Here is a 22,956-nt window from a genome sequence, read left to right on the forward strand (position 1 = left end):
ATTTATGAACCCTACACCTGAAATGGTAGCGCTCAAAACTGAGCATCAGCCCAATACCATGAAGTTTGCCTTTTTTGCCATGACCGCCCTGTTCTTTATTTGGGGGTTCATCACAGCCTTAAACGATATTTTGCTGCCTTATTTAAAAAACGCTTTTGCATTAAGCTTTTTACAAGCGGCGCTTGTTCAGTTCTGCTTTTTTGGGGCTTATTTTATCGTCTCGCCCTTAGCTGGTCGACTTATTGTAAAAACGGGGTATCAAAGAGGCATTATTTACGGCTTGGGTATTATTGCCGTTGGATGCTGTCTCTTTTTTCCCGCAGCATCCTTATCTAGGTATGGTATTTTCCTTTTCGCCCTATTCGTACTAGCTGCAGGCATCACTGTTTTACAAGTGTCAGCTAATCCTTACGTCGCTGCATTGGGGCCTGAAAAAACCGCCGCTAGCCGTCTGAATCTGGCGCAGGCAATTAATTCACTCGGACACTCCGCAGCGCCCGCATTTGGTGCGATCCTTATTCTTGCATCAGCTTCAAATGATAATTCAGCTGAAGCAGTGCAGCAGCCCTATTTAATAATTGCGGGGGTGTTGGTTGTTGTCGCTCTCATTTTTTCCAAATTGCGCCTGCCAATACTGCATGAAAGCAGTGGCGCTAGCCAAACGACAAAGCGCTTTTCTATGAATGCTTTTCCCCATTTAAAATACGGTGTACTCGCCATATTTTTGTACGTCGGCGCAGAAGTTGCGGTGGGTAGCTATTTGGTAAACTTTTTTCTACAGCTTGGCATAGAGGGAATGGATAACGTAAGTGCAGGTGCCATGGTGTCTTATTACTGGGGTGCTGCTATGGTTGGTCGCTTTTTTGGGGCATTCATTATGCGATTTGTTGCTCCCTCAATCATTCTTGCTTTAAACGCGTTACTTGCAGTAGCAATGATATCTGTGTCGGTGTCTAGTAGTGGCGATATGGCAATGTGGACCATTCTCTCTATAGGCCTTTTTAATTCTATTATGTTTCCCACTATTTTTGCGCTGGCCATTTCTGGGTTGGGAGAACATACCGGTAAAGCGTCTGGCTACTTATGCCAAGGTATAGTGGGAGGGGCAATACTGCCACTTATTCAAGGTGTTGCTGCTGATGCCATTTCGTTACAGTTGAGCTTTTTGGTACCAGCACTGTGCTACGTGTATATCGCATGGTATGCGATCGTAGGGTCAAAGAAAGTGAGTGAGTCGTAGCCTAGAGGTTTTACGTAGAGAGAGCTAAAGCGAAAAGATAGGCCTGAATGCTAAGTACTTACCAGTGCGCAGCGCGCCTATCTTTTCCTATCATAATATTCTTTTAGCCAACGTAAGTTTTGGTCGATTGGCGAATGACAAGCTCACAGTCGAAAAGTTGGTTCACAAAAGCTTCCTCACTTTGTTCTATAGGTTTTTTCTGTAATCGTCGAATAAGCGTAGAGGCTGCGGTATAACCTATGGAATTCAACGGTTGACGCATAGTTGTGATATTTGGCCAAACCTTTGTAGTTATCGATATGTCATCAATACCCGCTATGGAAAGCTCTTCAGGTACTTTTATTCCCCGACTTTGTGCTTCACACAATGCGCCAACGGCCATTTCATCATTACTCGCAAAAATGACTGTTGGTCTAGGTGTTTTATTTAGCAACGTCATCGCCGCATCAACGCCCGATTGATGGGTGTAATACCCTTGGGCAATCAACGTTTCATCGACAGGCATACCTGCTTTTGCATGCGCCTCTCTGAATCCTTGTTCAGTTCGTTTACTCGATGCTTGATCGGGATGACCTAAGATAAAACCAATATGTTGATGCTTAAGCTTAATAAGATATTCAGTCATATCGAATGCGGCTTTACTCGTATTAGATCCAACGAAATCGCCGCGCTTTGTATCTTTGGTTCCTATGCGAACATAACTGACGCCTTTGCGGTCAAGCATATCAAGAAGCTCGATTTTATCGCTAAGTGGAGGTACGAGTATAAGGCCATCAGCCAGCGTATTCTCAATGAAGGTTTGTATTTCTTCTACTAATGATGGCGAGCGGTATTGGCAATCATAAAGGAATAGCCCCATATGTTCTTCGGTACACGCTTGAAGGATACCTTTCTGTAAATTCATCAGATAACCAGGACTTGGGTTATCTGCGAGAAGCGCGATAAACAATGACCGGTTTTTCGCAAGGGCCATTCCAAGAGGATTGCGCTTAAAACCAAGCTCATCAATTGCAGCTTGGACTTTTTCTTTTGTCTGTGGTCTCACGTTAGCTTCATTATTAATAACACGTGAAACCGTCTTCTTAGAGACACCAGCTTTTCGTGCTACGTCCATAATGGTGACTGAAGCCATAAATTCCATAACCCTTTTTATACTTTGACGAGATAATATAAATCATCACCATAGTGCAACCAACAGTATTTGTGATATAAGCCCAAATAGGCTGCTTAGTTGATGTAAATTTGTTAATAATGATAATTCTATATTAAATATTATCGCCTTTGTTGTTTTATAATCATATTTGACACCGGTGTCAATTGGGTTTATAACTTCTATTTTGGAAAGGCCATCAGACAGGTAAGGTAATCACTTATTATTCATGTCATTTCTTCAACAGTGATGCGCTTTTTGACCATTAACGACAAGCAATGGAGTAAATATTGATGGCGTCGAAGTTGCACCTTCATCCAGATAGACTCTTTTCCTCTAATCCAGTGGAACGAGACATCGCAAGGACACTTTATAATGAGGTGAAAGACTTACCTATCGTTAGTCCTCACGGTCACACTGACCCCGCTTGGTTTGCATTGAATGAGCCATTTGCCAACCCTACTGATTTACTCATCAAGCCTGATCATTACATTTATAGAATGCTTTACAGTCAGGGCATTAGCTTAGACGAGCTCGGTATATGGCGAAAAGACGGAAGTTGCGCTGACGTTGAACCGCGTGAAGTATGGCGAGTATTTGCAAAACACTTTTATTTGTTCAAGGGAACACCGTCGAGCTTCTGGCTTAACTATGTGTTTGTGCACACGTTTGGTATTGAGGTGAAATTAGAGGAATCAACGGCTGACCATTATTACGACATCATAGACAGCGCGCTAAAGCGCCCTGAGTTCCTTCCTAGAGCATTATTTGAGCAGTACAATATCGAAGTAATAGCGACGACGGAATGTGCAACCGATGAACTGACATACCATCAACAAATTCTGGACTCAGGTTGGAAAGGTAAAGTTATTAGTGCGTTTAGGCCTGATGCTGTCATTGACCCCGAACATGAAAAATTTACGACAAAATTAGCAAAACTCGGTGCGTTAACCGATTTAGACTGTACAAATTACGACAATTATCTTGAAGCGTTGCGCCAGCGACGTGCGTTCTTCAAAACGATGGGCGTTACCTCTACCGACCACGGCCATCCCACCGCAGCAACAGCAGACCTTTCTCACAGCGAGGCCAAAACGTTATTTGCCAAAGTACAAAGCCGTCACTTTACTGCCGACGAGGCTGAGCTTTTTAGGGCGCATATGCTTACCGTGATGGCTGAAATGTCTATTGAAGACGGTTTGGTTATGCAAATCCATCCCGGTGCTTACAGGAATCACAACAAGTCTGTGTTTGAAGTATATGGTAGAGATAAAGGCGCGGATGTTCCTTCTCCCACTGAATATATTCAAGCCCTTAAACCTTTACTAGATAAGTTTGGCAACAATCCAAATTTAAACATTATCTTGTTCACTTTAGATGAAACTGTATACAGCAGAGAATTAGCGCCGCTCGCAGGGCATTATCCTTGCCTGAAGCTAGGGCCCTCATGGTGGTTTCACGATAGCCCTGAAGGGATGATTCGTTTCAGAAGACAAACCACCGAAACCGCTGGGTTTTACAATACAGTAGGGTTTAATGACGATACCCGTGCGTTTTTATCTATTCCAGCTCGTCATGATCTTGCTCGTAGAATGGATTGTGTATATCTCGCGGAGCTGGTAGCGCGTCACTATATCGATATGGATGAGGCTCATGGGCTTGCCAAGGACTTGGCATATAACCTAGCTAAACGTGCTTACAACTTATAGGTAGTGGTTATGACAGTAACGAGGTTGGATCGCGAAATAGTGAGTAAAAGCGACGAATTATATCGTCCACAGACGCCAAATATTGGGATTGTCCATTTGGGAATAGGTGCATTTCATCGAGCGCATCAAGCGGTGTATACCGATGCATATATGCGCAAGAGTGGCGATCATGACTGGTTTATCGCCGGCGTGTCGCTCAGAAGCGGGACCGTTGCTGAGCAACTTAATCCGCAAGATGGCTTCTATACGGTTAAGGTGAGTTCTGTGCAAGGGCAAGAGCAGCAACTAGTTCAATCGGTTGCAAAAGTGTTGGTTGCACCTGACGACCCGCAAGCGGTGCTTTCGTTAATGGCTTCGCCATCGTGTCACATCATCTCTTTAACGGTGACTGAAAAAGGTTACTGCCTGGACCCATCAACGGGTAATTTAAATGTGCAGCATCCTGATATTATTCACGATGTATCTAATTTAGATAAGCCGAAAACGGCAATCGGCTACTTGGTTAGTGCACTTAAAACAAGGTTTGAGGCGCAAGTCGACGCCCCTACCATTTTGTGCTGTGACAATTTACCGGAGAACGGCAGTACGACAGCAAGAATTGTGACGCAGTTTGCAACACGTGTGAGCGACGAATTGGTGGATTGGATCAACGAGAATGTAGCATTTCCCAACACCATGGTTGACAGAATTGTGCCAGCAACTACGCCTAGCGATATTGATGAATTAGCGGATGAAGCGGGTTACAGAGACAGTGCAATGGTGAAAACTGAAGCATTCACGCAATGGATAATTGAGGACAAATTTGCTGGTAAGCGCCCTTGTTGGGAAGAGGTTGGGGCTACTATTGTAAGCACTGTAGATGTGTTTGAAAAAGCGAAGCTTCGTCTATTAAACGGTGCTCATTCATCGTTAGCGTATGCAGGGTTCTTATCAGGCTATGAATTCGTTAGCGAAGTAATGGAAGATAAAGCCTTTGAACGATACTTAAATATTTTGATGTGTGATGAAATTGCACCCACGTTGACACCACCTCCTGGGTTGGAACTTACAAGCTACACAGCAGATTTGTTAGAGCGCTTCAAGAACCCAACGCTGTTTCACAGAACTTATCAAATCGCGATGGATGGCTCGCAGAAGTTGCCCCAACGCCTTTTTCACACTATTGAAGGTAGACTACAAAATGGCGAGAGCGCTGAGTGTCTGTGTTTCGCTGTCGCTTCATGGCTTCGCTATACTATGGCTTTTGACGCCAAGGGCGATGCGATAGAGGTACAGGACCCGCTTGCTGATAAGCTTTATGACGTTCAAAAACGTGACTTTTACGAGATTGATAAATTAGTAAAAGGGTATTTGGGTCTCTCGCAAGTCTTTCCCCAGACACTCTCGACGAATGACGTGTTTGAAGAGCGAGTTAAATACTGGTTGAGTTACATTTTAGCCAATGGTGTTCCTACCGCGTTAGATAGCTTGCTTCTAGAAGTACAGGACTATTCCCCACAATCAAAGCAGCAGGCAGTACTATGATAAATGTTACCGTATGGAATGAATGTCGGCACGAAAAAGAAGACGCTGACGTACAAGAGTGCTATCCCGAAACCATTGGCGGTTGCATTGTTGAGGGGCTTAAACCGTTCGGTTTTAACTTAACATCAGCAACATTAGACGACCCTGAGCAAGGATGGCCACAAGAGAGAATCGACAATACGGATGTCGCCATTTGGTGGGGCCACCGATACCATGATGAGCTTGATGACAAGCTTATCGATAAGCTGCAACAGCGTGTATTAGAAGGGATGGGGCTAATTGTTTTACACTCCGGACACCATGCTAAATTGTTTAAGCGCTTAATGGGAACAAGTTGTAATTTGAGCTGGCGAGAGGCCGAGGGTGGGGAACGTGAGCGCGTCTGGTGTTTGAAACCGTCCCACCCTATTGCCTATAACTTGCCGCCTCAAATTGAGTTACCTCAGTCGGAAATGTATGGCGAACCATTTGATATTCCAGACCCTGATGAACTGGTATTTACGTCTTGGTATCAAGGCGGGGAAATCCTAAGAAGTGGCTGCACGTTTACTCGGGGAAGAGGGAAAATATTCTTCTTTTCTCCGGGCCACGAAACCTTTCCAATATATAGAAACCCTCACATCATTCAGGTGCTTGCCAATGCCATACAATGGTCAAATCAAGCCCATACCTCTGGGTGGAGCATGAAAAACTGGGGGAGACCGGTGCCGTTAGAAAAGGGCGCACCCAAACAGACCTATTTTAAAAAGCCGCGAAAACTGATGCTCGCGGAAAAGGCCGCACAGAAGAAATAAATTAAAAAAGGGCGAAACGCCCTTTTTTAATGAATGCAATACGGTAATGTTGCGCGAGCGTAAAGGAGCTCAACACGTTACCGGCGCGCCGTTTTTGCTGGCAGAGAGTTTGATAGCGTCCCACAATTTTGCCATGTGCAATCCTTGTTCAATATCTGAAGGGTTTAGTATATTGCCGTCCTTTGTTTGTAAGAAAACATTCATCAAATTGTTTGCGGACTCCTGCTCTTTGCGCTCAATGTTGCCGTCTCTGTCTTCAATCTCAATCCAGCGTCCCCACGCGCAGACTCTAACGACATAGTCAGTGAAAAAGCACTCTATTCGAGACGTACATCGAATGCTTTTGCCGCAAGCGTGCATAGAGAAAAGCATCCCGTCTGCCAATTCTCCTATTACCGTTGTAACAATATCCACAGGAAAGTTATGGTTATTCATTTTTGCGCTAACACTGGCAAAAGGCTGAGAGCAAAGCATTGATGTGGTGTTCATCATGTGTGCACCGGTATCAAACATGAAACCACCCCCTGAGATTTCAGGTACTTGCTTCCAATGGCCTGTGTAAGTGTCTGCCCAATCTTCCCAAATTGCAGCATTGACACTCATCAAGTCGCCATAACGCTTTGTGGCAATATCTTCTTTCAGTTGATGAACAAGAGGAGATAATCCACCTTGATAGGCAACTACAAGCTGTTTACCGCTGGCCTGTTGGGCCAATTGGAGTGCCTTCGCTTCATCAACGGTTGTAACCATGGGTTTTTCAAGTAATACGTCTAAGTTCAACTCTAGGGCAGCTAGTGCTTGGTCTGCGTGAACAGCATGTGGAGTACAAATATAAACGGCATCTAGCGTACTACCTTGTTTACTGAAAAGGGATTGCCAGTCTTGATAAGCGTGCACCTGCTTTTGACCGTGATCGCTAAGAATTGATTTAACATGCTGTAATGCTCCCTCGCTTGGATCGCAAACACAAACAATGTCGATATCAGTGCGCTGAGACCATGTGTCGATATATTGAGATGATTTTTTGCCGCAACCAATAACGCCAAGTTTTAACTTCATGGTATCCCCACGTTTAAACAAAAGTTATTTAAAAAGAGTGTGAAATAATCAAAGGAATTTACAATAACTGTGATTTATTCACCTAGTGTTAACTGTATTTACATTAAATTCTATATTGACACCGGTGTCAAGGTCGTAATAGTCTGTGTTAAATCAGTGTTAAAATATTAGCTGCAAAGGTTGGGAGTTCATCAGTGAATGACGTAGAAAAAAGAAAGCAGCCAGGTTGGAAAAACATTATTGCGTGGGGCTCAGGAGATATTTTTGGAAGCGGCTCTGGCACCATAATTGGGTTGTGGATGCTCTACTTTTTCACCCAAGTTGCAGGCTTATCGCCTGTTGAAGCAGGGTTAATCTTTGCTATTGGTAAGTTATGGGACGCCATTACTGACCCTATCGTTGCGTATATCACTGATAATATCCGAACCCGTTTTGGACGCAGAAAAGTGTTTTTTCTTTTTGGCGCACCGTTCCTAATCGTGTTTGGTCTCATGTTTATCTCTGGGTTCGGGTTTGCGTATTACCTGGCCACCTATCTTTTATTCAACACCATGTTTACCGTGGTGATGACCCCTTATTGCACACTTCCAAACGAAATGACTGACGACTATGAGATTCGAACTAAGATGGGAAGTTGCCGCCTGACATTTGGTCAAATAACCGCATTTGTGGTTACCCTCATCCCTGGGCTTATCATGTCCAATGTTGAAGATGAAGCCCAAGCCTTCATTTATATTGGGTTTTTGTTTGGATTTATTTTTACTTTGCCGTGGTACTTTATTTATAAATACACGTGGGAAATCGAACCTTCCAGGCTTCCTCCTCAGAAAGAGGTCTCTTCTATAAAAGAAACCCTCGTTGATTTATATAAGGAAATGGCAAGTACACTGCAAATAAAAACATTTCGAATTCATCTGATGATGTATATCGGCGGGTCAGTAGCATTAGACATTTTTGGCGCGCTCTTTCTTCACTATATTACATTTAACCTCAATCTATCTGCGGGCGAAGGTGGGCAAATCTTGAGTGTGATGACCTTTATGCAGTTTTTTGGTGTGCTTACCTTCACATGGTTCGCGCTAAAAATAGGGAATGCTAACGCCTATAAAATAGCATTAGGCCTTATGTTTGTTAGCCTTGCCTTTTTCGCTATTCTCCCCAATGTTGCGCTTGATGTGAGCAAAGCGGTTTTCTTTGGCGCCGTTCTTATCGGCCTCGCGCGAGGCGGCATATACCTTATTCCTTGGGTTATCTTTAACTCTATTCCTGATGTGGATGAAATTCTCACAGGGCGACGTAGAGCGGGAATTTTCTCTGGTGTCATGACCCTTGGGCGGAAAATATGTCAGGCCTCTGCAATGTTGATTGCGAGTATTGGCTTACAATGGGTCGGCTTTGAATCTGGCGCCAAAGTGCAGACAAGTGAGACTATTTCAGGCGTATATTGGCTGTTTTTAATTGGGCCAAGCTGTCTAGCGATTATTGCGCTATTTGGCGCAACGCTATTTCAGTTAACCAAGCAAAACCACAGAATACTTATTGATGAAGTCAGTCGCTTGCGTAAGGGTGGTGCAAAGCAGGACGCGTTACCTCACGTTGTCAGCGTGGTTGAGGAATTGACAGGCTGGGAATACAAGTACATGTGGGGTGATAAAAAAAAGAAAGAAACAACTTATCCGCTTCGCAGCGGCAGCAGCGATGAAACTGTCGTAGAACGTTGATGGTGAATTATCAAGCCAAGTGACCTAAATCACCTGGCTCAATATATTCATACTCTATTACGCCTGAGACTCTCTTGAAATGGCTCGGTGCGCAATATCAGTGCGGTAGTACACATCTTTAAACTGAATGGTTTTAAGCAGCTCGTAGGCTTTTTGCTGCGCTTCGGTAACGTTGTTACCCAAAGCTGTAGCGCAAAGTACGCGGCCACCTGCGGTTACCACTTCGCCATCTTGCAGGGCGGTGCCTGCATGGAAAACCTTTCCGTGTAACTTAGCGGCTTCTTCAAAACCAGTAATCACGTCGCCTTTATCATAGCTGCCTGGGTAGCCACCTGCGGCAAGCACAACACCTACTGCAGCGCGCTCGTCAAACTCAATGGTTTTGCCTGCAAGTTCACCTTTACACGCTGCTTGGCAAAGTGGAACCAAATCAGATTTTAAGCGAAGCATAATAGGCTGAGTTTCTGGGTCGCCAAAGCGGCAGTTGTACTCAATGACTTTTGGGGTACCGTCGGCCATAATCATTAGGCCCGCATATAAAAAGCCAACATAGTCGTTACCTTCAGCGGCCATGCCATCAACCGTCGGCATGATCACTTCCTGCATAATGCGGTCGTGAATGTCTTGCGTAACAACTGGAGCAGGAGAATAAGCACCCATACCACCTGTGTTAGGCCCTTTATCGCCGTCAGCCGCACGTTTGTGGTCTTGGCTGGTGGCAAAAGGCAGTACGCTTTTGCCGTCTACCATTACAATAAACGACGCTTCTTCACCGTCTAAAAACTCTTCAATAACGACGCGGCTGCCCGCTTCGCCAAAGGCATTGCCCGCTAGCATATCGCGAATGGCGTCTTCCGCTTCTTCAAGTGTCATCGCAACGATAACGCCTTTACCTGCAGCAAGACCGTCAGCCTTTACTACAATCGGCGCGCCTTTCTCACGAACATAGGCAATAGCCGGGTCAATTTCGGTGAAGTTTTGATACTCAGCCGTTGGAATATTGTGACGAGCCAAAAAGTCTTTGGTAAACGCTTTTGAGCCCTCAAGCTGCGCCGCAGCTTGAGTGGGACCAAATATCATTAAACCCGCGTTAGTGAACGCATCTACTACACCTGCAACTAGCGGCGCTTCTGGGCCTACGATAGTAAGCTCAACATCATTGCCTTGCGCAAAAGAAACTAAGCCTGCGATGTCGTTCACATCAATTGCTACGTTCTCAAGCTTAGGCTCTGTAGCGGTACCGGCATTGCCAGGTGCTACAAATACTGTTGAAACATCAGAAGACTGCGCTGCTTTAAACGCTAGCGCGTGTTCGCGGCCACCGCCGCCAATTACAAGTACGTTCATTAACTGTTCCGTTTTGAGTGTTTAATATTATGATTTTGGTTTGGTGAATTTTAGCGTCATGCGATTGCTCTCGCCAATCGCCATGTATTTTTCCCGGTCTTGGTCGTCAAGCGCCAAACGAGGAGGTAGCGTCCACACACCTTTTGGGTGATCTGCGCTATCCATTGGGTTTGCGTTAACATCGCTACTAGCTTCAAGGACAAAACCCGCTTTTTCAGCGGCAGCTACAACGTAAGAACGCTTCATGTAGCCGCTTTTCTTCATTGCTTCATCATCTGCACTTTCAGGTAGCTCATGTTCCACTACGCCCAGTACGCCACCTGGCTTAAGTACTTTGAAGAAAGCCCCAAACGCGTTGTCTATACCTTCGTCACCGTGACTCATATACCAGTTGTGTACGTTGCGAAAAGTTAGCACCATATCAGCACTGCCCGCTTCGCTAATATCTAACGCTTTGATTGGATCAAATGCAGTAAGTTCTGCGCCTTCATACTTCATGCCCGGCTTCATTTTTTCTTTAAAGCCTTCTACCGACTTTTTGTAGTAGCCGCTGGTTTCATCGTCAACATAGAAGTGAGCTGCAACGTATTTTCCGTTTTCTTTTACAACAGAATAAAGGATGTCGGCATACCAGCCGCCACCTGGCGAGATTTCTACCACAGTCATGTCTGGCTGTAGACCAAAAAAGCGTAACGTTTGTTGAGGGTTGCGATACTCGTCACGAACTTTGGCTTTATCAGAGCGTATATCGCTCATCGCGGCGTCAGAAATAGCATCGGCAGTGGCATAGGTTGCTGTTACACCTAGCGTTGCGGCTAACGCAAGTTGGGCTAACTTTTTCATTCTTATTTCCTTTTTCTGTCAAGGGTAGGTAATTATTTATGCGGACTGGTAAAACATAACATTTATCAGTAACACTATTACTACAAATTACCACGGGTCAGATCAAGCCTATCAGCTAACCCCTATTTGCACTTACGCCTTAGCAGAATAATTCGCAACTCTGTCGCTTCGATGAGATTTCACTACAACTAAGCAAAGGACCTTGAGTCTGCGTATTAAAAAGGGTTAAGGAAAAACGACAAACACACAGTAAAGCCACTAAATGCCGCTTTACTGTGTGTTTAACTTAGGTGTTGCTTTCCCTCACTAAGCCTGCACTAAAAGATATAGTGCAGATACCTATTAGTGACGGAAGTGACGCATGCCCGTAAACACCATAGCAATGCCATGTTCATCAGCAGCGTCAATCACTTCTTGGTCGCGCATTGAACCGCCTGGCTGAATTACCGCTTTAATACCGGCTTCAGCCGCAGCATCGATGCCGTCGCGGAATGGGAAGAAAGCGTCAGATGCCATAACAGAGCCTGCCACTTCAAGGTTCTCATCAGCTGCTTTAATACCCGCAATTTTCGCAGAATAAACACGGCTCATTTGACCTGCGCCCACGCCTACCGTCATACCGTCTTTGCAGTAAACAATGGCGTTAGACTTCACGTATTTTGCTACCTTCCAGCAGAACATAAGGTCACGTAATTCTTCTTCGCTTGGCTTACGTTTAGTCACAACTTCTAGGTCTTCCATTTCAACCATGCCGAAGTCACGCTCTTGCACTAATAAACCGCCGTTTACGCGCTTAAAGTCATAACCTTCAGTTAGCTGACCAGCCCAGTCACCACACGCTAGAAGACGTACGTTTTTCTTCGCACTTACTACTTCTTTCGCTTCATCACTTACTGTCGGTGCAATAATCACTTCTACAAATTGACGATCAACAATCGCTTGTGCTGTTTTCGCATCAAGCTCGCGGTTAAACGCGATAATGCCACCAAATGCTGACGTTGGGTCAGTTTTAAACGCACGATCGTAGGCACTTAAAATATCGTCGCCAATAGCAACACCGCACGGGTTAGCGTGCTTAACAATTACACATGCTGGCTCTTCGAATTCTTTCACGCACTCTAGCGCCGCATCGGTATCAGCAATGTTGTTAAACGATAGCTCTTTACCCTGAAGCTGAGTAGCAGTAGCAACCGACGCTTCTTGAATATCGTTTTCTACATAGAAGGCCGCTTCTTGATGGCTATTTTCGCCATAGCGAAGATCTTGCTTCTTAGTCAGCTGCATGTTGTAGGTACGTGGGAATTCACTGTGCTGATGGTCACAGTCTGCTTCACAACCAGTGCTGTCTAAACGGGCACCAAAATAGTTCGCAATCATGCCGTCGTATTCAGCTGTGTGTTCAAATGCTTTGATGGCTAGATCGAAGCGTGTGCTGTAAGACAAAGAGCCATTATTGTCGTTCATTTCAGCAAGAACGCGAGAGTAGTCAGACGCGTTAACCACAATAGTCACGTCTTTGTGGTTTTTGGCTGCCGCGCGAACCATTGTAGGGCCACCGATATCAATATTTTCAATGGCATCTTCAAGCGTGCAGTCTTCATTTGCCACGGTTGCAGCGAACGGGTAAAGGTTAACCACCACAAGATCGATAGGCGCAATATTGTGCTCTTCCATCACCGCTTCATCGGTACCGCGACGACCAAGGATACCGCCATGAATTTTCGGGTGAAGGGTCTTAACGCGGCCAGCCATAATTTCCGGATGACCTGTGTGATCAGACACTTCTTTAACAGGTAAGCCAGCGTCAGCGAGAAGTTTAGCAGTACCGCCCGTCGACAGAAGTTCTACTCCAGCGTTATGCAGCGCTGTCGCGAAATCGAGGATACCGGTTTTATCAGAGACACTAAGGAGAGCACGTTTAATAGGTTTTGGTGTTTGCATAAATTTTAAGTTTCTAATGTTGTAGTGTTGAAACAAAAAGAGCACCGATTGGTGCTCTTTGGTGGGCAAAGCCCTTGGAATCTTAGTTCATGCCGTATTGCTTAAGCTTCTTGCGAAGTGTGCCACGGTTGATGCCCATCATGATGGCAGCGCGGGTTTGATTGCCGCGTGTGTAAGTCATGACTTCTTCTAGCAGCGGCGCTTCAACTTCAGCCAGTACCATTTCGTACAGGTTATCGATGTTTGCGTTATCCAATTGCTTAAGGTACTTATTAACCGCTTGCTTTACAGAGTCACGCAGTGGCTTTTGAGCTTGCGTTTGTGAAGGCGTAGTTACTGTAGTAGTAAAAGGTGAAGTCACGTTTTGATCGAACATAATACTGTGTTGCTCTTAAGTTAGTCATCACTATGCTGCGGGAGAAATCTGTCGGGTTTCTCGTGTCTGCAGCGCTTGAAAATATGCATTTAGTGCATCGAGTTGCTCATTCGCGTCATCGATAGCGTTAAACGTTTTACGAAACTGACGATCCGTATCGTGCTCCGCGAGATACCAGCCCACGTGCTTACGGGCAATTCTCACACCGGCAATGTCGCCATAAAAGTCCTGCACATTAGCTACGTGCTCATGCAAGAGTTCATATAACTCTGACAGCGGCGGTGCTGGTAGGTTCTCGCCCGTTTCAAGATAATGTTGGATTTGCTTAAATATCCAAGGTTTACCTTGCGCGCCGCGACCTATCATTACGCCATCTGCACCGGTGTAATTCAGCACCTCTTGTGCTTTCTCTGGAGAAGTAATATCACCATTTGCAATAACAGGAATTGAAATTGCCGCCTTAATTTGGCGTATGGTGCTGTATTCAGCTTCTCCTTTATACATACAAGCTCGCGTTCTGCCGTGAACAGCAAGCGACTGTATGCCGTTTTGCTCTGCAATGCGGGCAATCTCTACCCCATTGCGATTTTCTGGGTTCCAGCCGGTACGAATTTTCAGTGTTACGGGTACATCAACAGCATTAACTACTGCTTTAATAATCGCTTCCACTGTGTCTGGGTATTGAAGCAATGCAGAACCTGCTAGCTTCTTATTGACCTTTTTAGCAGGACAACCCATGTTGATATCGATGATTTGCGCACCATTCTCAACATTGAATTGTGCTGCTTGAGCCATAAGCTCAGGATCAGCCCCAGCTATCTGTACAGAGCGAATGCCTTCTTCACCCTCATGATTCATACGCGCTTGGGATTTAGCTGTGTTCCAAACCTTCGGATTACTCGAAAGCATTTCTGAAACAACAAGCCCTGCTCCTAAGCGCTTACAAAGTTGGCGAAACGGTCTATCTGTTACGCCAGCCATTGGGGCCAACATCAAATTGTTGTCTAACTCGTAAGGTCCAATTCGCATTATAAAATGTATAGCTCGCCATCTAAAACTGCACAGAAAATATACACCCGGCTAAAACGGGGCGCTAAGTGTACGTGTTTTCGCAAGGCTTGAAAAGGCTAAAAATCACACAAAATTTCACTTCGTGGTCTTGACAGTGAAAAAAATCTGTCACATTAGTAAGCTAACGCCGATTTTTAGACTAAATATCGTACAAAAGTCTTACAGCCCCCGATTTGAAAGGGCTGTAATGTGAAAAAAATTAACAAATAATTAGATACTAACGATTATTGTTGTATGAATTTTCGTCGCAATATTGAGGTGGTTTGCCGTAAGGCTCTGATTTAGCTAGACGTAAAATTAACCGCCTAGCCAGTTCTTTAATCGCGCTCAGTGTTTTTTGCCCGACACGCGCGCCCACTCTCCGTCAATGGCACTGGGTTCAAGCGTAATGTCGTTTGAATAAGCGTCTTCAATGCGAGTAACTTGTTCTGCCAGTATGCCTGAGAGCACTAACAAGCCGTCCTTTTTGCAGTAATTAGTAATAACGCCTTGGAGTTCTAATAATGGACCTGACAAGATATTCGCCATAACCACATCGGCTTCAAGCTCAGGCTGGTCTTCCGGTAGATACACATCTAGTCGCTCTTCAACGCCATTGCGGCGTGCGTTTTCTTTTGTCGCTTGAAGTGCTTGCGGGTCAATATCAATGCCAATTACGCGTTTAGCACCCAATTTCAACGCGGCCAGCGCTAAAATTCCCGAGCCACAGCCAAAATCGACCACAGTTTTATCTGTCATATCGATACCGTCTAACCAGCGTAGGCAAAGTGCAGTAGTAGGGTGCGTACCTGTGCCAAAAGCAAGGCCTGGATCCAACATAACATTAACGGCATTAGGGTCTGGAACATCGCGCCAGCTTGGGCAAATCCACAAGCGCTCGCCAAACTGCATTGGGTGGAAGTTATCCATCCACTCCCGCTCCCAGTCTTTGTCTTCAAGTGGCTCAAGCTTGTATTTAAAATCAGGGCCTAAGACTTTGGCTTTACCCAAGCGCTGCAGAATACCTTTCATATCCGCATCTGCTTCAAACAAACCCACTACTTGTGTATCTGGCCACAATAACACTTCACCCGGCTTGGGTTCATACATTGGGGTGTCTTTCGCGTCGACATAGGTAACCGCCTGCGAGCCATTTGCCGTTAGCATGTCGCCTATTGATTCTGCGTATTCAGAAGAAGTATTAATTCGAAGTTGTAGCCAAGCCATAGTTGTCGTTCGTTGGGACCTTTGCTAATCATTGTACCTTTGCTTTGCGATAAACAAAATGAAAGCAAGCGAAAAGCGTTACGATAGGTGTTATTTGTCAGAGTCAGCGGTGTTTTAAAGCCTTAACCTTTTTTTTACTGGTATGGATTCCAAATGCGCCTATAGTTATTTATTAGTGCGGTTCGATTGTAAAGCTAACCGGAGTCTTATGCGTTTCTTTATCTTTTTTTTGTGTGTTGTTGCCACTGCTTTGCCCACCAAAGCCCGCGAGTTAGACGTGGTGGTTGGCTGGAATAAGCCGCCTTATGTTATTTCACAAGAACACAGCGGCTTTGAAATTGACCTGGTAAGAGCCATTCTAGCGGAAATGGGGCATACGCTTTCGCCCATTTATGTTCCGTTTGGGCGCACAGCGCGACTTTTGAAAGATAACGCTGTGGATATAGGACTTACACAAAACGCTGCGCACAATGTGGATGATACTGTCCTTTCCGACCCATATATCATCTATCAAAATGTTGTTGTGACAAAAGCGCAGAGTCACTATGTTATCAATGATATTGATGATCTGAAGGGCAAGCGTGTCATCGGGTTTCAAACTGCGCAATCGGTATTAGGTGAAAAGTTCAAGCAAGCATTAGCGACAGAGTCAATGTATATGGAAATGGCAAGGCAAGACCGTCAGGTCGATATGCTCATGCTCGACCACGTTGACGCGATTGTTTTAGATAGAAATATTTTTAACTACTTCAAGTCTAAAAACAGCGCACATTATGATAAAGAGGAAACCGTATTCCACGAGTTGTTTCCTATCTCAATATATTGCGCGGCTATACCCAACCCAAAGCTGAGAGCAGAGTTTAATTCAGCCCTTCATCGCTTTATTGCAGATGGTCGATATCAATTACTGCTTGATGAATATCAGCTTGATAATCTGATTCACAAACTGCCAAAAACGCCAGCCAAACTGTGAATGCGTATTTTATCGTGTAGACAGTGAACCATTTCTGAGTCAACGTATATCAAACTAGTAATACGTTTATGTCCGTCATTTCTTACCTAGCCGTAGATAAGGCACGATGGTACAAAGGTCATGGCATAAGAACGCTCCCATGAAAACAATGCGTTAAGGAAAGCTCTATGTTGAAACAGTGGTATTTACTGGCTGTAACCTTGCTGTGCACCGCCTGTGTGTCGCAATCGCACTATGAAGATAGCGATAATAATAAGTGGCTAGATCAGCCAGCATACCTGCAGGTGCAGGCTATCGCTAATGGCGATACTACATCGGCAGAGTTGGTCAGTGGTTATCTAGCGCGAATTGAGCAGTTAGATAAAAAGCCCAACAGCGTTTTAGCGCTTAACCCAAATGCATTAGCTGAAGCTAAATTAATCGATAAACAAATAGCCAGTGGAGCGGCATTAGGCCCGTTAGCCGGTATCCCTGTACTTTTAAAAGACAATATTGAGAGCGCAGAAATGCCTACAACGGCAGGTTCGATGGCGCTAATTAATAACAATACCGGGCGAGACGCCCCTGTTGTGGCGAAGCTAAAAGCAGCAGGTGCGATCATTTTAGGCAAGACTAACTTATCTGAATGGGCTAATTTTCGTTCGGAATCATCGATAAGCGGTTGGAGTGCAGTAGGGGGGCTAACCCGTAACCCGCACATTTTATCTAGAAGCGCATGTGGGTCGTCATCTGGGTCGGGCGCAGCAATGTCACTTCGATTAGCCTCTCTTGCCGTAGGTACTGAAACCAATGGCTCTATAATCTGCCCAGCATCTATTAATGGAGTAGTGGGCTTTAAGCCAACCGTTGGGTTACTGTCACGAACCCATATTGTACCCATTTCATTTAGCCAAGATACTGCTGGACCCATGACCTCTAACGTTCAAGACGCATGGCTGATGACGTCAGTTATGGCTGGTGAAGACGTGAACGATAGTGCAACTGAAAACACGGCGTCTCAACGCCCTGCTATGCCTTCATCTAAAATGCTGGCAACAGATTTAAAAGGCAAGCGCATTGGTGTTGTTAGGTATCGTCAAGGTGACAACCCTCACGTACTAAAAGTCTATGAAAGTGCGCTAGAACAGTTAAAAGCATCGGGGGCTACACTGGTGGATATTAGTGATTTTTCTCAGCCTGACTCCTTTTGGGCCGACTCTTATAATGTTTTACTGAGTGAGTTTCACCACAGCATCAACGAATATTTGTCGGGGTCGCCGGCCGGCATCCCTGTAAGAAATTTATCTGAGCTTATCGCTTTTAACAGCCAAACCGAGCGAGAGCTAGCATTATTCAACCAAGATATTTTTGAAAAGTCGCTAGACGCGGCGCCTATTGATAGCGAAGCGTATCACAGCGCCCTAAGTCTTATTCAAGATACAGCGGGCAAAAATGGTATTGACGCATTGCTAGCAAAACACAATGTCGATGTATTAGTTGCACCTTCAAATAGCCCGTCATTTTTAATTGACGGTGTGTATGGCGATCATTCGCCAGCGGGTTTCATTGGTATAGGCTATCTAGCCGCTGTAGCGGGGTATCCCCATCTCACAGTACCAGCGGGTGAAGTGAAAGGTCTTCCAGTAGGCATTAGCTTTATCGGTGCTAAGTGGAAAGATGAAGATGTGCTAAAGATAGGTAAAGTCTTTGAAGCTAAACATGGCTTTTTCATTAAGCCAGGTCTTTTACCTACACGTTTTGATGACCCGAGCTTAAAGGGCATCCAGAATGGACTAAATGAGAGCCGCTAGTTAAAAGCACGTGGTTTGAATGTGTAGTCCGTTAAGCAGTATTGAAACTAAAAAGCCCCCGATACTTATCGGGGGCTTTTCTGTTTATGTATGCTATTTATGTAGCTGCGAGTGATGGTTTAGCCTGGCTTTTTAACCCACGCGCTACACCAGCCATCGGCGTTAACCAGCTTGTTAGGGAAAATGTTACAAGGGCGATATTGTTCGCCATCGGCTCCCTGCACGTACATGCAGTTTGCACATTTTGCACCTTCAACGGTTGAAGACGGTGTGTAGTTTAATGCTTTCGCAGTTGGGTCATCAGCGCTCAATTGTTCTTGAGCTTGTGCGCGTAACGCTACACCACCTAACGTAAGACCGATAACTGTAGAGCCCGACAGTTTTAAAAAGTCACGGCGATTTACAGATTTCATAACATTCTCCTTAAGAGATAGAAACGATAATGATTCTTTTTTATTCAGCACCTTAAACGCAAAAACCTGCCCAAAGAGGCAGGTTTTGTGTAATGTTTAAATACTATCTCTTTTTGAAAAAAGATCGAACGAAATGTCTTATTTTCACTTGATCTAGATTAAATAAACTTCAGAGTAATAATACCCGATAGTAATTATGAGACCCTTCTATCTGCTACAAGTTCATTTTTTAGCTAGGGGGACTCCGGGTTTGGCGTAGGCAAACCGTGCAACACGCGTAGTGCTATGATAGCTATCTAACCCAGAAATGCAGGCAGTGTTTGCTTTTTCTATATCGGCGTATCCGTCTTCATCAATAATGCCCTCTGGCATATGAAGCTCTTGGATTTCTCCAATAACCATTTCGGTTTCGTTAAGCAGTTTTAAATGTTGCGCCACCTTTAAGCCCATCCTGATCTCGCTTTCTTTAACAAACGGAGCACTAAATGACTCGCTAAACTGCGGCGTTAAACCCACTGCTTCAAATTCGCTCTCATCTGGGGCATAGCGAGCAGATGTTTGGTGCGCTTTGTCTACCCAATCAGTCGACACGTGATTTAGCGTGTAAAAGCCTTGTTGCTTAATATTGCTAAGGGTATCTCGTACCACCGTGTGTGGGCGCATTATCATGCCTATAAGTGGCGGGTTAGCACCCACATGAACGATAGAGCTTACAATGGCTAAATTGTTGATGTTTCCGTTTGTGGTACCCACTAAAGTCGCCGACTTAAAGCCAGACAAGCTATTGACTAGATTAGCTCGGTATCGCTGTGCAAGCTCATCTATATCTTTGCGTGTAAACTGCTTAGTCATTTTCTCGTTCTGCCTCAATTTGAATGTCGTCACCATGCTGATAAGTGGTCAACTCTATGGGTTGACAGCACACCTGACAGTCGAGTACTTGGACTTGACCCACATCGTTAACCTCATCTATCTCAACGTCGTTAGGCGCCATACAGTAAGGGCAGGAGAAGCCCATGGAACGGGTTAAGCTCATATTTTATTGCCTTGTTAATCACGAATAGCCTTTATTACGTAATGCTAAGAGGAGTGGATTTTCCTAAACAGAAATCTTCCCGTTGTCTGCGATAAGAAGGTGCTGAAGCAATCGCAATAGCTGTGGCCATTACTAAGTGAGAGTTTTGATGATTGGCTCTGATAAACAGCAGAAAGGTGAATGAATAGAGGTGGTGTTGTGGCAAATAAAGTAGGAAACTGCCCGTGTTGTAATAGAGAAACGCGCCTGACTTATCATCACCTTATCCCGAAAAAAATGCACCGACGCACCTATTTCAAAAAGCACTTTAGCAAAGCCGAACTGCAGGACGGTATCTATATTTGTAGGCAGTGCCATAGCGGCATACACCGCTTTTATGATGAGATGACATTGGCCAAGCACTACTTCAATTTACAACGATTACTAGATGACGAGCAGCTTTCGACGTTCTTTCAGTGGGTGTCTAAACAGCGAGTTCGAGTTTAATAAATGGCTTGGATTAATAACGACCAGTAGACTTTAAATTTATTCGCTATGGATTTAATTTGATTAACTTGGCTGTATAAATATACACTGTTGGTGTTTTCATAGCCAAAGATTCCTCATGCGAAAAGATTTACCGCCACGTTATTACCTCACACATTTTCACGAGTTCCTTAAGTTCTTTGAAGGTGCTAACAGCATGCTTTTAAGCGATGAAGCAGCTGATTTTGTTGAGCGCTTTAACGTATTAGACGATGACAAAAAATGTATTGTAGTGCGCGCTGCAAATCGAAAGTATGCGGTTATTGACAGAACCCAGTTTAACTACAGTGAAATCAACGAACCGCAAGCACAAATAGATTGGCTCATTGATAGCGGGTGGTTTGGCGACCTTTCGAACGCATCGCTTAATGATATCGCCGGCGTTCTAACCAAAGACGCGTTGCTGACACTTCTTGCTGAATACGGCAGTACGCAGGGGCTAGCATCTCTCACTAAGCCGAAACTTGTGACGTTACTTAATGAACATATCGGTGCTAGAGGCTGGCCCGAGAGCTTTTCGCTAAACAACTATCTAGTGTGTTTATTTGATAACGCGCTTCGCTATTTGCTGTTTATCTATTTCGGTAATACCAAAAGCCGTCTGAATCAGTTTTCTATGCGCGATCTCGGTGTAATGAGAACCCGCTCCGATTCGGTAACCGATACAGCGCGTTTCGATACCAAAAGCGACGCAGAAGCCGCTTGGTTTTACGCAAATCATTACAGTCAGTTAGCCTTTTATAACGATGATATGTTAATTGCCTTAGCCGAAGGTGACTTTCCTATAACAGAGGGTGTGTCAGCCAGTTTCTACCGCGACCAGCTGCTTTACGCACTAGGGCTCAAAGTGTTGGCTTTCGATAAACCCAAAGGGTTAGGCATTTTAAAACTAGCTCAAAGCGATAAAGCAAAAGAAAAGTGGCTAAGGGAGAGCTATAAAAACGGACAAGAAGATGACGTCAAACAAGCACTAGAAGAAATTATCGATAACCCTCAATCGGATACGCTGTTAGCCTTCGCCGAAGATTTTTATGCCCGTAAATACCATAAAAAACGCACCAGCACGGTTACCGATATGCTTCGCAATGCCAGCCGAACTTTGGATATTGATGTAAGCCAGAATCAGCAAGTAGAGCGTGGAGTGTTAGCGCACTATGCTCGACATGGAGTAGAAGGATGGCGTACAGAAAATCGATTATGGCGCAGTTTATTTGGTCTTACTTTTTGGAAGCAACTTTACGAAGAAGATACGCTGGTAACAGAGTTTGACCGAAGGCCACTATCGCTTAAGCAGAATAACTTTTACGCCAAGTTTGAGCACAGTATTGAAGCACTACTGCTTGCCCTTGACAGCAAAGAGAAACTGCGCTTTCACATTCATAAAATGGCCACAATGCACTATGGCAAAGTGAACAGCCTGTTTATGTGGTCAAGCCATTTGCTTACGCCTATAGAAGCGCTAATTGAGCATGGTTCGCTAGACTCTATTTATGCTTTACTTCGCATGATGTGCAAAGACTTTGAGAGCCTTCGAGATGGCTTCCCAGATATTATGGTGTTTGACGATGCGCTTCGCTTTGAAGAGATAAAAGCGCCGGGCGATCAGCTTCGTCGAAACCAGCTGGTTTCTATTCAGCGTTTGCAGCAAGCTGGATTTGACGTTGCGGTGACAACAGTGAGATGGATACGGGACCCTGCTCAGCCCTATGTGGTAGTAGATATTGAGACTACTGGCGGTAACAACAGTTATAACCGCATTACCGAAATAGGTATGGTTAAATTAGTCGGCGGTGAAGAGGTAGACAGGTTTCAAACCTTATTGAACCCGCAGCGCAGAATCCCTAGTAATATAACCCGTCTTACTGGAATTTCAGACGACATGGTGGCAGATGCGCCGCTGTTTGCCGAAGTCGCAGAGCAGGTGGAACGATTTACCGAAGATGCCGTATTTGTTGCCCATAACGTGAACTTTGATTATGGGTTCATTAAACAAGAGTTCGCGCGGTTAGAGCAAAACTTCAGACGCCCTAAAATGTGCACCGTTCGCGAAATGCGGCGTACCTACCCAGGGCTGCCATCTTATTCATTGGCTAACCTAACTAAGCACTTCCATATAGAAATGGAGCAGCATCACCGAGCGCTCAGCGATGCCAAGGCTGCAGCCGAACTGTTAAAGCTGGCGTTTGAGAAAGATGATGAATTAACGGGCCTGTCGTCGAATTAATAACGTTGTTATTG

The 22,956-nt window shown here is 44.8% G+C and carries 20 protein-coding genes; 9 read left to right on the top strand and 11 right to left on the bottom strand.

What is annotated here, in order from left to right; all coding sequences use genetic code 11:
• The first annotated feature begins 4 nt into the window (after window positions 1-4).
• Complete coding sequence (locus ACXAGV_RS04350) at window positions 5-1,240, top strand: sugar MFS transporter (protein ID WP_474872205.1); 1,236 nt, start codon at window positions 5-7, stop codon at window positions 1,238-1,240.
• 103 nt (window positions 1,241-1,343) lie between these two features.
• On the opposite strand, the gene ACXAGV_RS04355 is transcribed toward ACXAGV_RS04350, so the two are convergent.
• Window positions 1,344-2,381, bottom strand: a complete 1,038-nt coding sequence (locus ACXAGV_RS04355) for a LacI family DNA-binding transcriptional regulator (RefSeq protein ID WP_474872206.1) — start codon at window positions 2,379-2,381, stop codon at window positions 1,344-1,346.
• A 302-nt stretch (window positions 2,382-2,683) separates the two neighbouring features.
• Here ACXAGV_RS04355 and uxaC point away from each other — a divergent pair, with 302 nt between their 5' ends.
• The 3 genes from uxaC to ACXAGV_RS04370 are packed head-to-tail and all read left to right on the top strand — an operon-like array spanning window position 2,684 to window position 6,417.
• Window positions 2,684-4,099 carry a glucuronate isomerase gene (gene uxaC / locus ACXAGV_RS04360; RefSeq protein WP_474872207.1) on the top strand — a complete coding sequence of 472 codons (1,416 nt, stop codon included), beginning with the start codon at window positions 2,684-2,686 and terminating at the stop codon, window positions 4,097-4,099.
• 9 nt (window positions 4,100-4,108) lie between these two features.
• The gene (locus tag ACXAGV_RS04365; RefSeq protein ID WP_474872208.1) at window positions 4,109-5,623 is read left to right on the top strand and encodes a mannitol dehydrogenase family protein; all 1,515 of its coding nucleotides are present in this window, start codon (window positions 4,109-4,111) and stop codon (window positions 5,621-5,623) included.
• On the top strand, window positions 5,620-6,417 hold the full coding sequence (locus ACXAGV_RS04370; protein WP_159491601.1) for a ThuA domain-containing protein: 798 nt from the start codon (window positions 5,620-5,622) through the stop codon (window positions 6,415-6,417). Before ACXAGV_RS04365 ends, ACXAGV_RS04370 begins: the two co-directional genes overlap by 4 nt.
• 69 nt (window positions 6,418-6,486) lie before the next feature.
• Here the strand turns inward: ACXAGV_RS04370 and ACXAGV_RS04375 are convergent, their stop codons facing one another.
• The gene (locus tag ACXAGV_RS04375; RefSeq protein WP_474872209.1) at window positions 6,487-7,476 is read right to left on the bottom strand and encodes a Gfo/Idh/MocA family protein; all 990 of its coding nucleotides are present in this window, start codon (window positions 7,474-7,476) and stop codon (window positions 6,487-6,489) included.
• Between the two features lie 194 nt (window positions 7,477-7,670).
• Between ACXAGV_RS04375 and ACXAGV_RS04380 the strand changes: the two genes are divergently transcribed.
• Window positions 7,671-9,197: an MFS transporter gene (locus ACXAGV_RS04380; RefSeq protein WP_474872210.1), complete on the top strand. Its 1,527-nt coding sequence runs from the start codon at window positions 7,671-7,673 to the stop codon at window positions 9,195-9,197.
• A 57-nt stretch (window positions 9,198-9,254) separates the two neighbouring features.
• Here ACXAGV_RS04380 and purD read toward each other — a convergent pair whose 3' ends face one another.
• The 6 genes from purD to prmA form a co-directional block, all read right to left on the bottom strand.
• On the bottom strand, window positions 9,255-10,544 hold the full coding sequence (gene purD / locus ACXAGV_RS04385) for a phosphoribosylamine--glycine ligase (protein WP_474872211.1): 1,290 nt from the start codon (window positions 10,542-10,544) through the stop codon (window positions 9,255-9,257).
• A gap of 27 nt (window positions 10,545-10,571) precedes the next feature.
• Window positions 10,572-11,387, bottom strand: coding sequence for a class I SAM-dependent methyltransferase (locus ACXAGV_RS04390; RefSeq protein ID WP_474872212.1), 816 nt, complete (start codon window positions 11,385-11,387; stop codon window positions 10,572-10,574).
• A 342-nt stretch (window positions 11,388-11,729) separates the two neighbouring features.
• Window positions 11,730-13,328 carry a bifunctional phosphoribosylaminoimidazolecarboxamide formyltransferase/IMP cyclohydrolase gene (purH, locus tag ACXAGV_RS04395; protein ID WP_474872213.1) on the bottom strand — a complete coding sequence of 533 codons (1,599 nt, stop codon included), beginning with the start codon at window positions 13,326-13,328 and terminating at the stop codon, window positions 11,730-11,732.
• Window positions 13,329-13,410: 82 nt separating this feature from the next.
• On the bottom strand, window positions 13,411-13,704 hold the full coding sequence (gene fis / locus ACXAGV_RS04400) for a DNA-binding transcriptional regulator Fis (RefSeq protein ID WP_012520109.1): 294 nt from the start codon (window positions 13,702-13,704) through the stop codon (window positions 13,411-13,413).
• A gap of 30 nt (window positions 13,705-13,734) precedes the next feature.
• Entirely contained in the window at window positions 13,735-14,733 is a 999-nt protein-coding gene (dusB, locus tag ACXAGV_RS04405) for a tRNA dihydrouridine synthase DusB (RefSeq protein WP_474872214.1), read from the bottom strand.
• A 369-nt stretch (window positions 14,734-15,102) separates the two neighbouring features.
• A complete protein-coding gene (gene prmA, locus ACXAGV_RS04410) occupies window positions 15,103-15,981 on the bottom strand; it encodes a 50S ribosomal protein L11 methyltransferase (protein ID WP_474872215.1) in 879 nt (292 codons plus the stop codon).
• 208 nt (window positions 15,982-16,189) lie between these two features.
• Between prmA and ACXAGV_RS04415 the strand changes: the two genes are divergently transcribed.
• Both ACXAGV_RS04415 and ACXAGV_RS04420 read left to right on the top strand, forming a co-directional pair.
• Complete coding sequence (locus tag ACXAGV_RS04415) at window positions 16,190-16,954, top strand: substrate-binding periplasmic protein (protein WP_474872216.1); 765 nt, start codon at window positions 16,190-16,192, stop codon at window positions 16,952-16,954.
• Window positions 16,955-17,121: 167 nt separating this feature from the next.
• Entirely contained in the window at window positions 17,122-18,744 is a 1,623-nt protein-coding gene (locus ACXAGV_RS04420; protein WP_474872217.1) for an amidase, read from the top strand.
• Between the two features lie 119 nt (window positions 18,745-18,863).
• Here the strand turns inward: ACXAGV_RS04420 and ACXAGV_RS04425 are convergent, their stop codons facing one another.
• The 3 genes from ACXAGV_RS04425 to ACXAGV_RS04435 form a co-directional block, all read right to left on the bottom strand.
• On the bottom strand, window positions 18,864-19,157 hold the full coding sequence (locus tag ACXAGV_RS04425; protein WP_118491294.1) for a high-potential iron-sulfur protein: 294 nt from the start codon (window positions 19,155-19,157) through the stop codon (window positions 18,864-18,866).
• A 222-nt stretch (window positions 19,158-19,379) separates the two neighbouring features.
• Window positions 19,380-20,009, bottom strand: coding sequence for a flavin reductase family protein (locus ACXAGV_RS04430; protein ID WP_474872218.1), 630 nt, complete (start codon window positions 20,007-20,009; stop codon window positions 19,380-19,382).
• Window positions 20,002-20,193 (bottom strand): zinc ribbon domain-containing protein, encoded by a 192-nt coding sequence (locus ACXAGV_RS04435; RefSeq protein ID WP_105932532.1) that lies wholly within the window; start codon window positions 20,191-20,193, stop codon window positions 20,002-20,004. The genes ACXAGV_RS04430 and ACXAGV_RS04435 overlap by 8 nt, the downstream gene beginning before the upstream one ends.
• Window positions 20,194-20,391: 198 nt before the next feature.
• Between ACXAGV_RS04435 and ACXAGV_RS04440 the strand changes: the two genes are divergently transcribed.
• Together ACXAGV_RS04440 and ACXAGV_RS04445 are read left to right on the top strand one after the other, a co-directional pair.
• Window positions 20,392-20,679, top strand: a complete 288-nt coding sequence (locus ACXAGV_RS04440; RefSeq protein WP_269917953.1) for a hypothetical protein — start codon at window positions 20,392-20,394, stop codon at window positions 20,677-20,679.
• A gap of 118 nt (window positions 20,680-20,797) precedes the next feature.
• On the top strand, window positions 20,798-22,942 hold the full coding sequence (locus tag ACXAGV_RS04445; RefSeq protein ID WP_474872219.1) for an exonuclease domain-containing protein: 2,145 nt from the start codon (window positions 20,798-20,800) through the stop codon (window positions 22,940-22,942).
• Window positions 22,943-22,956: the final 14 nt, after the last annotated feature.

The sequence above is a fragment of the Alteromonas sp. ABH4_453 genome (assembly GCF_056160665.1).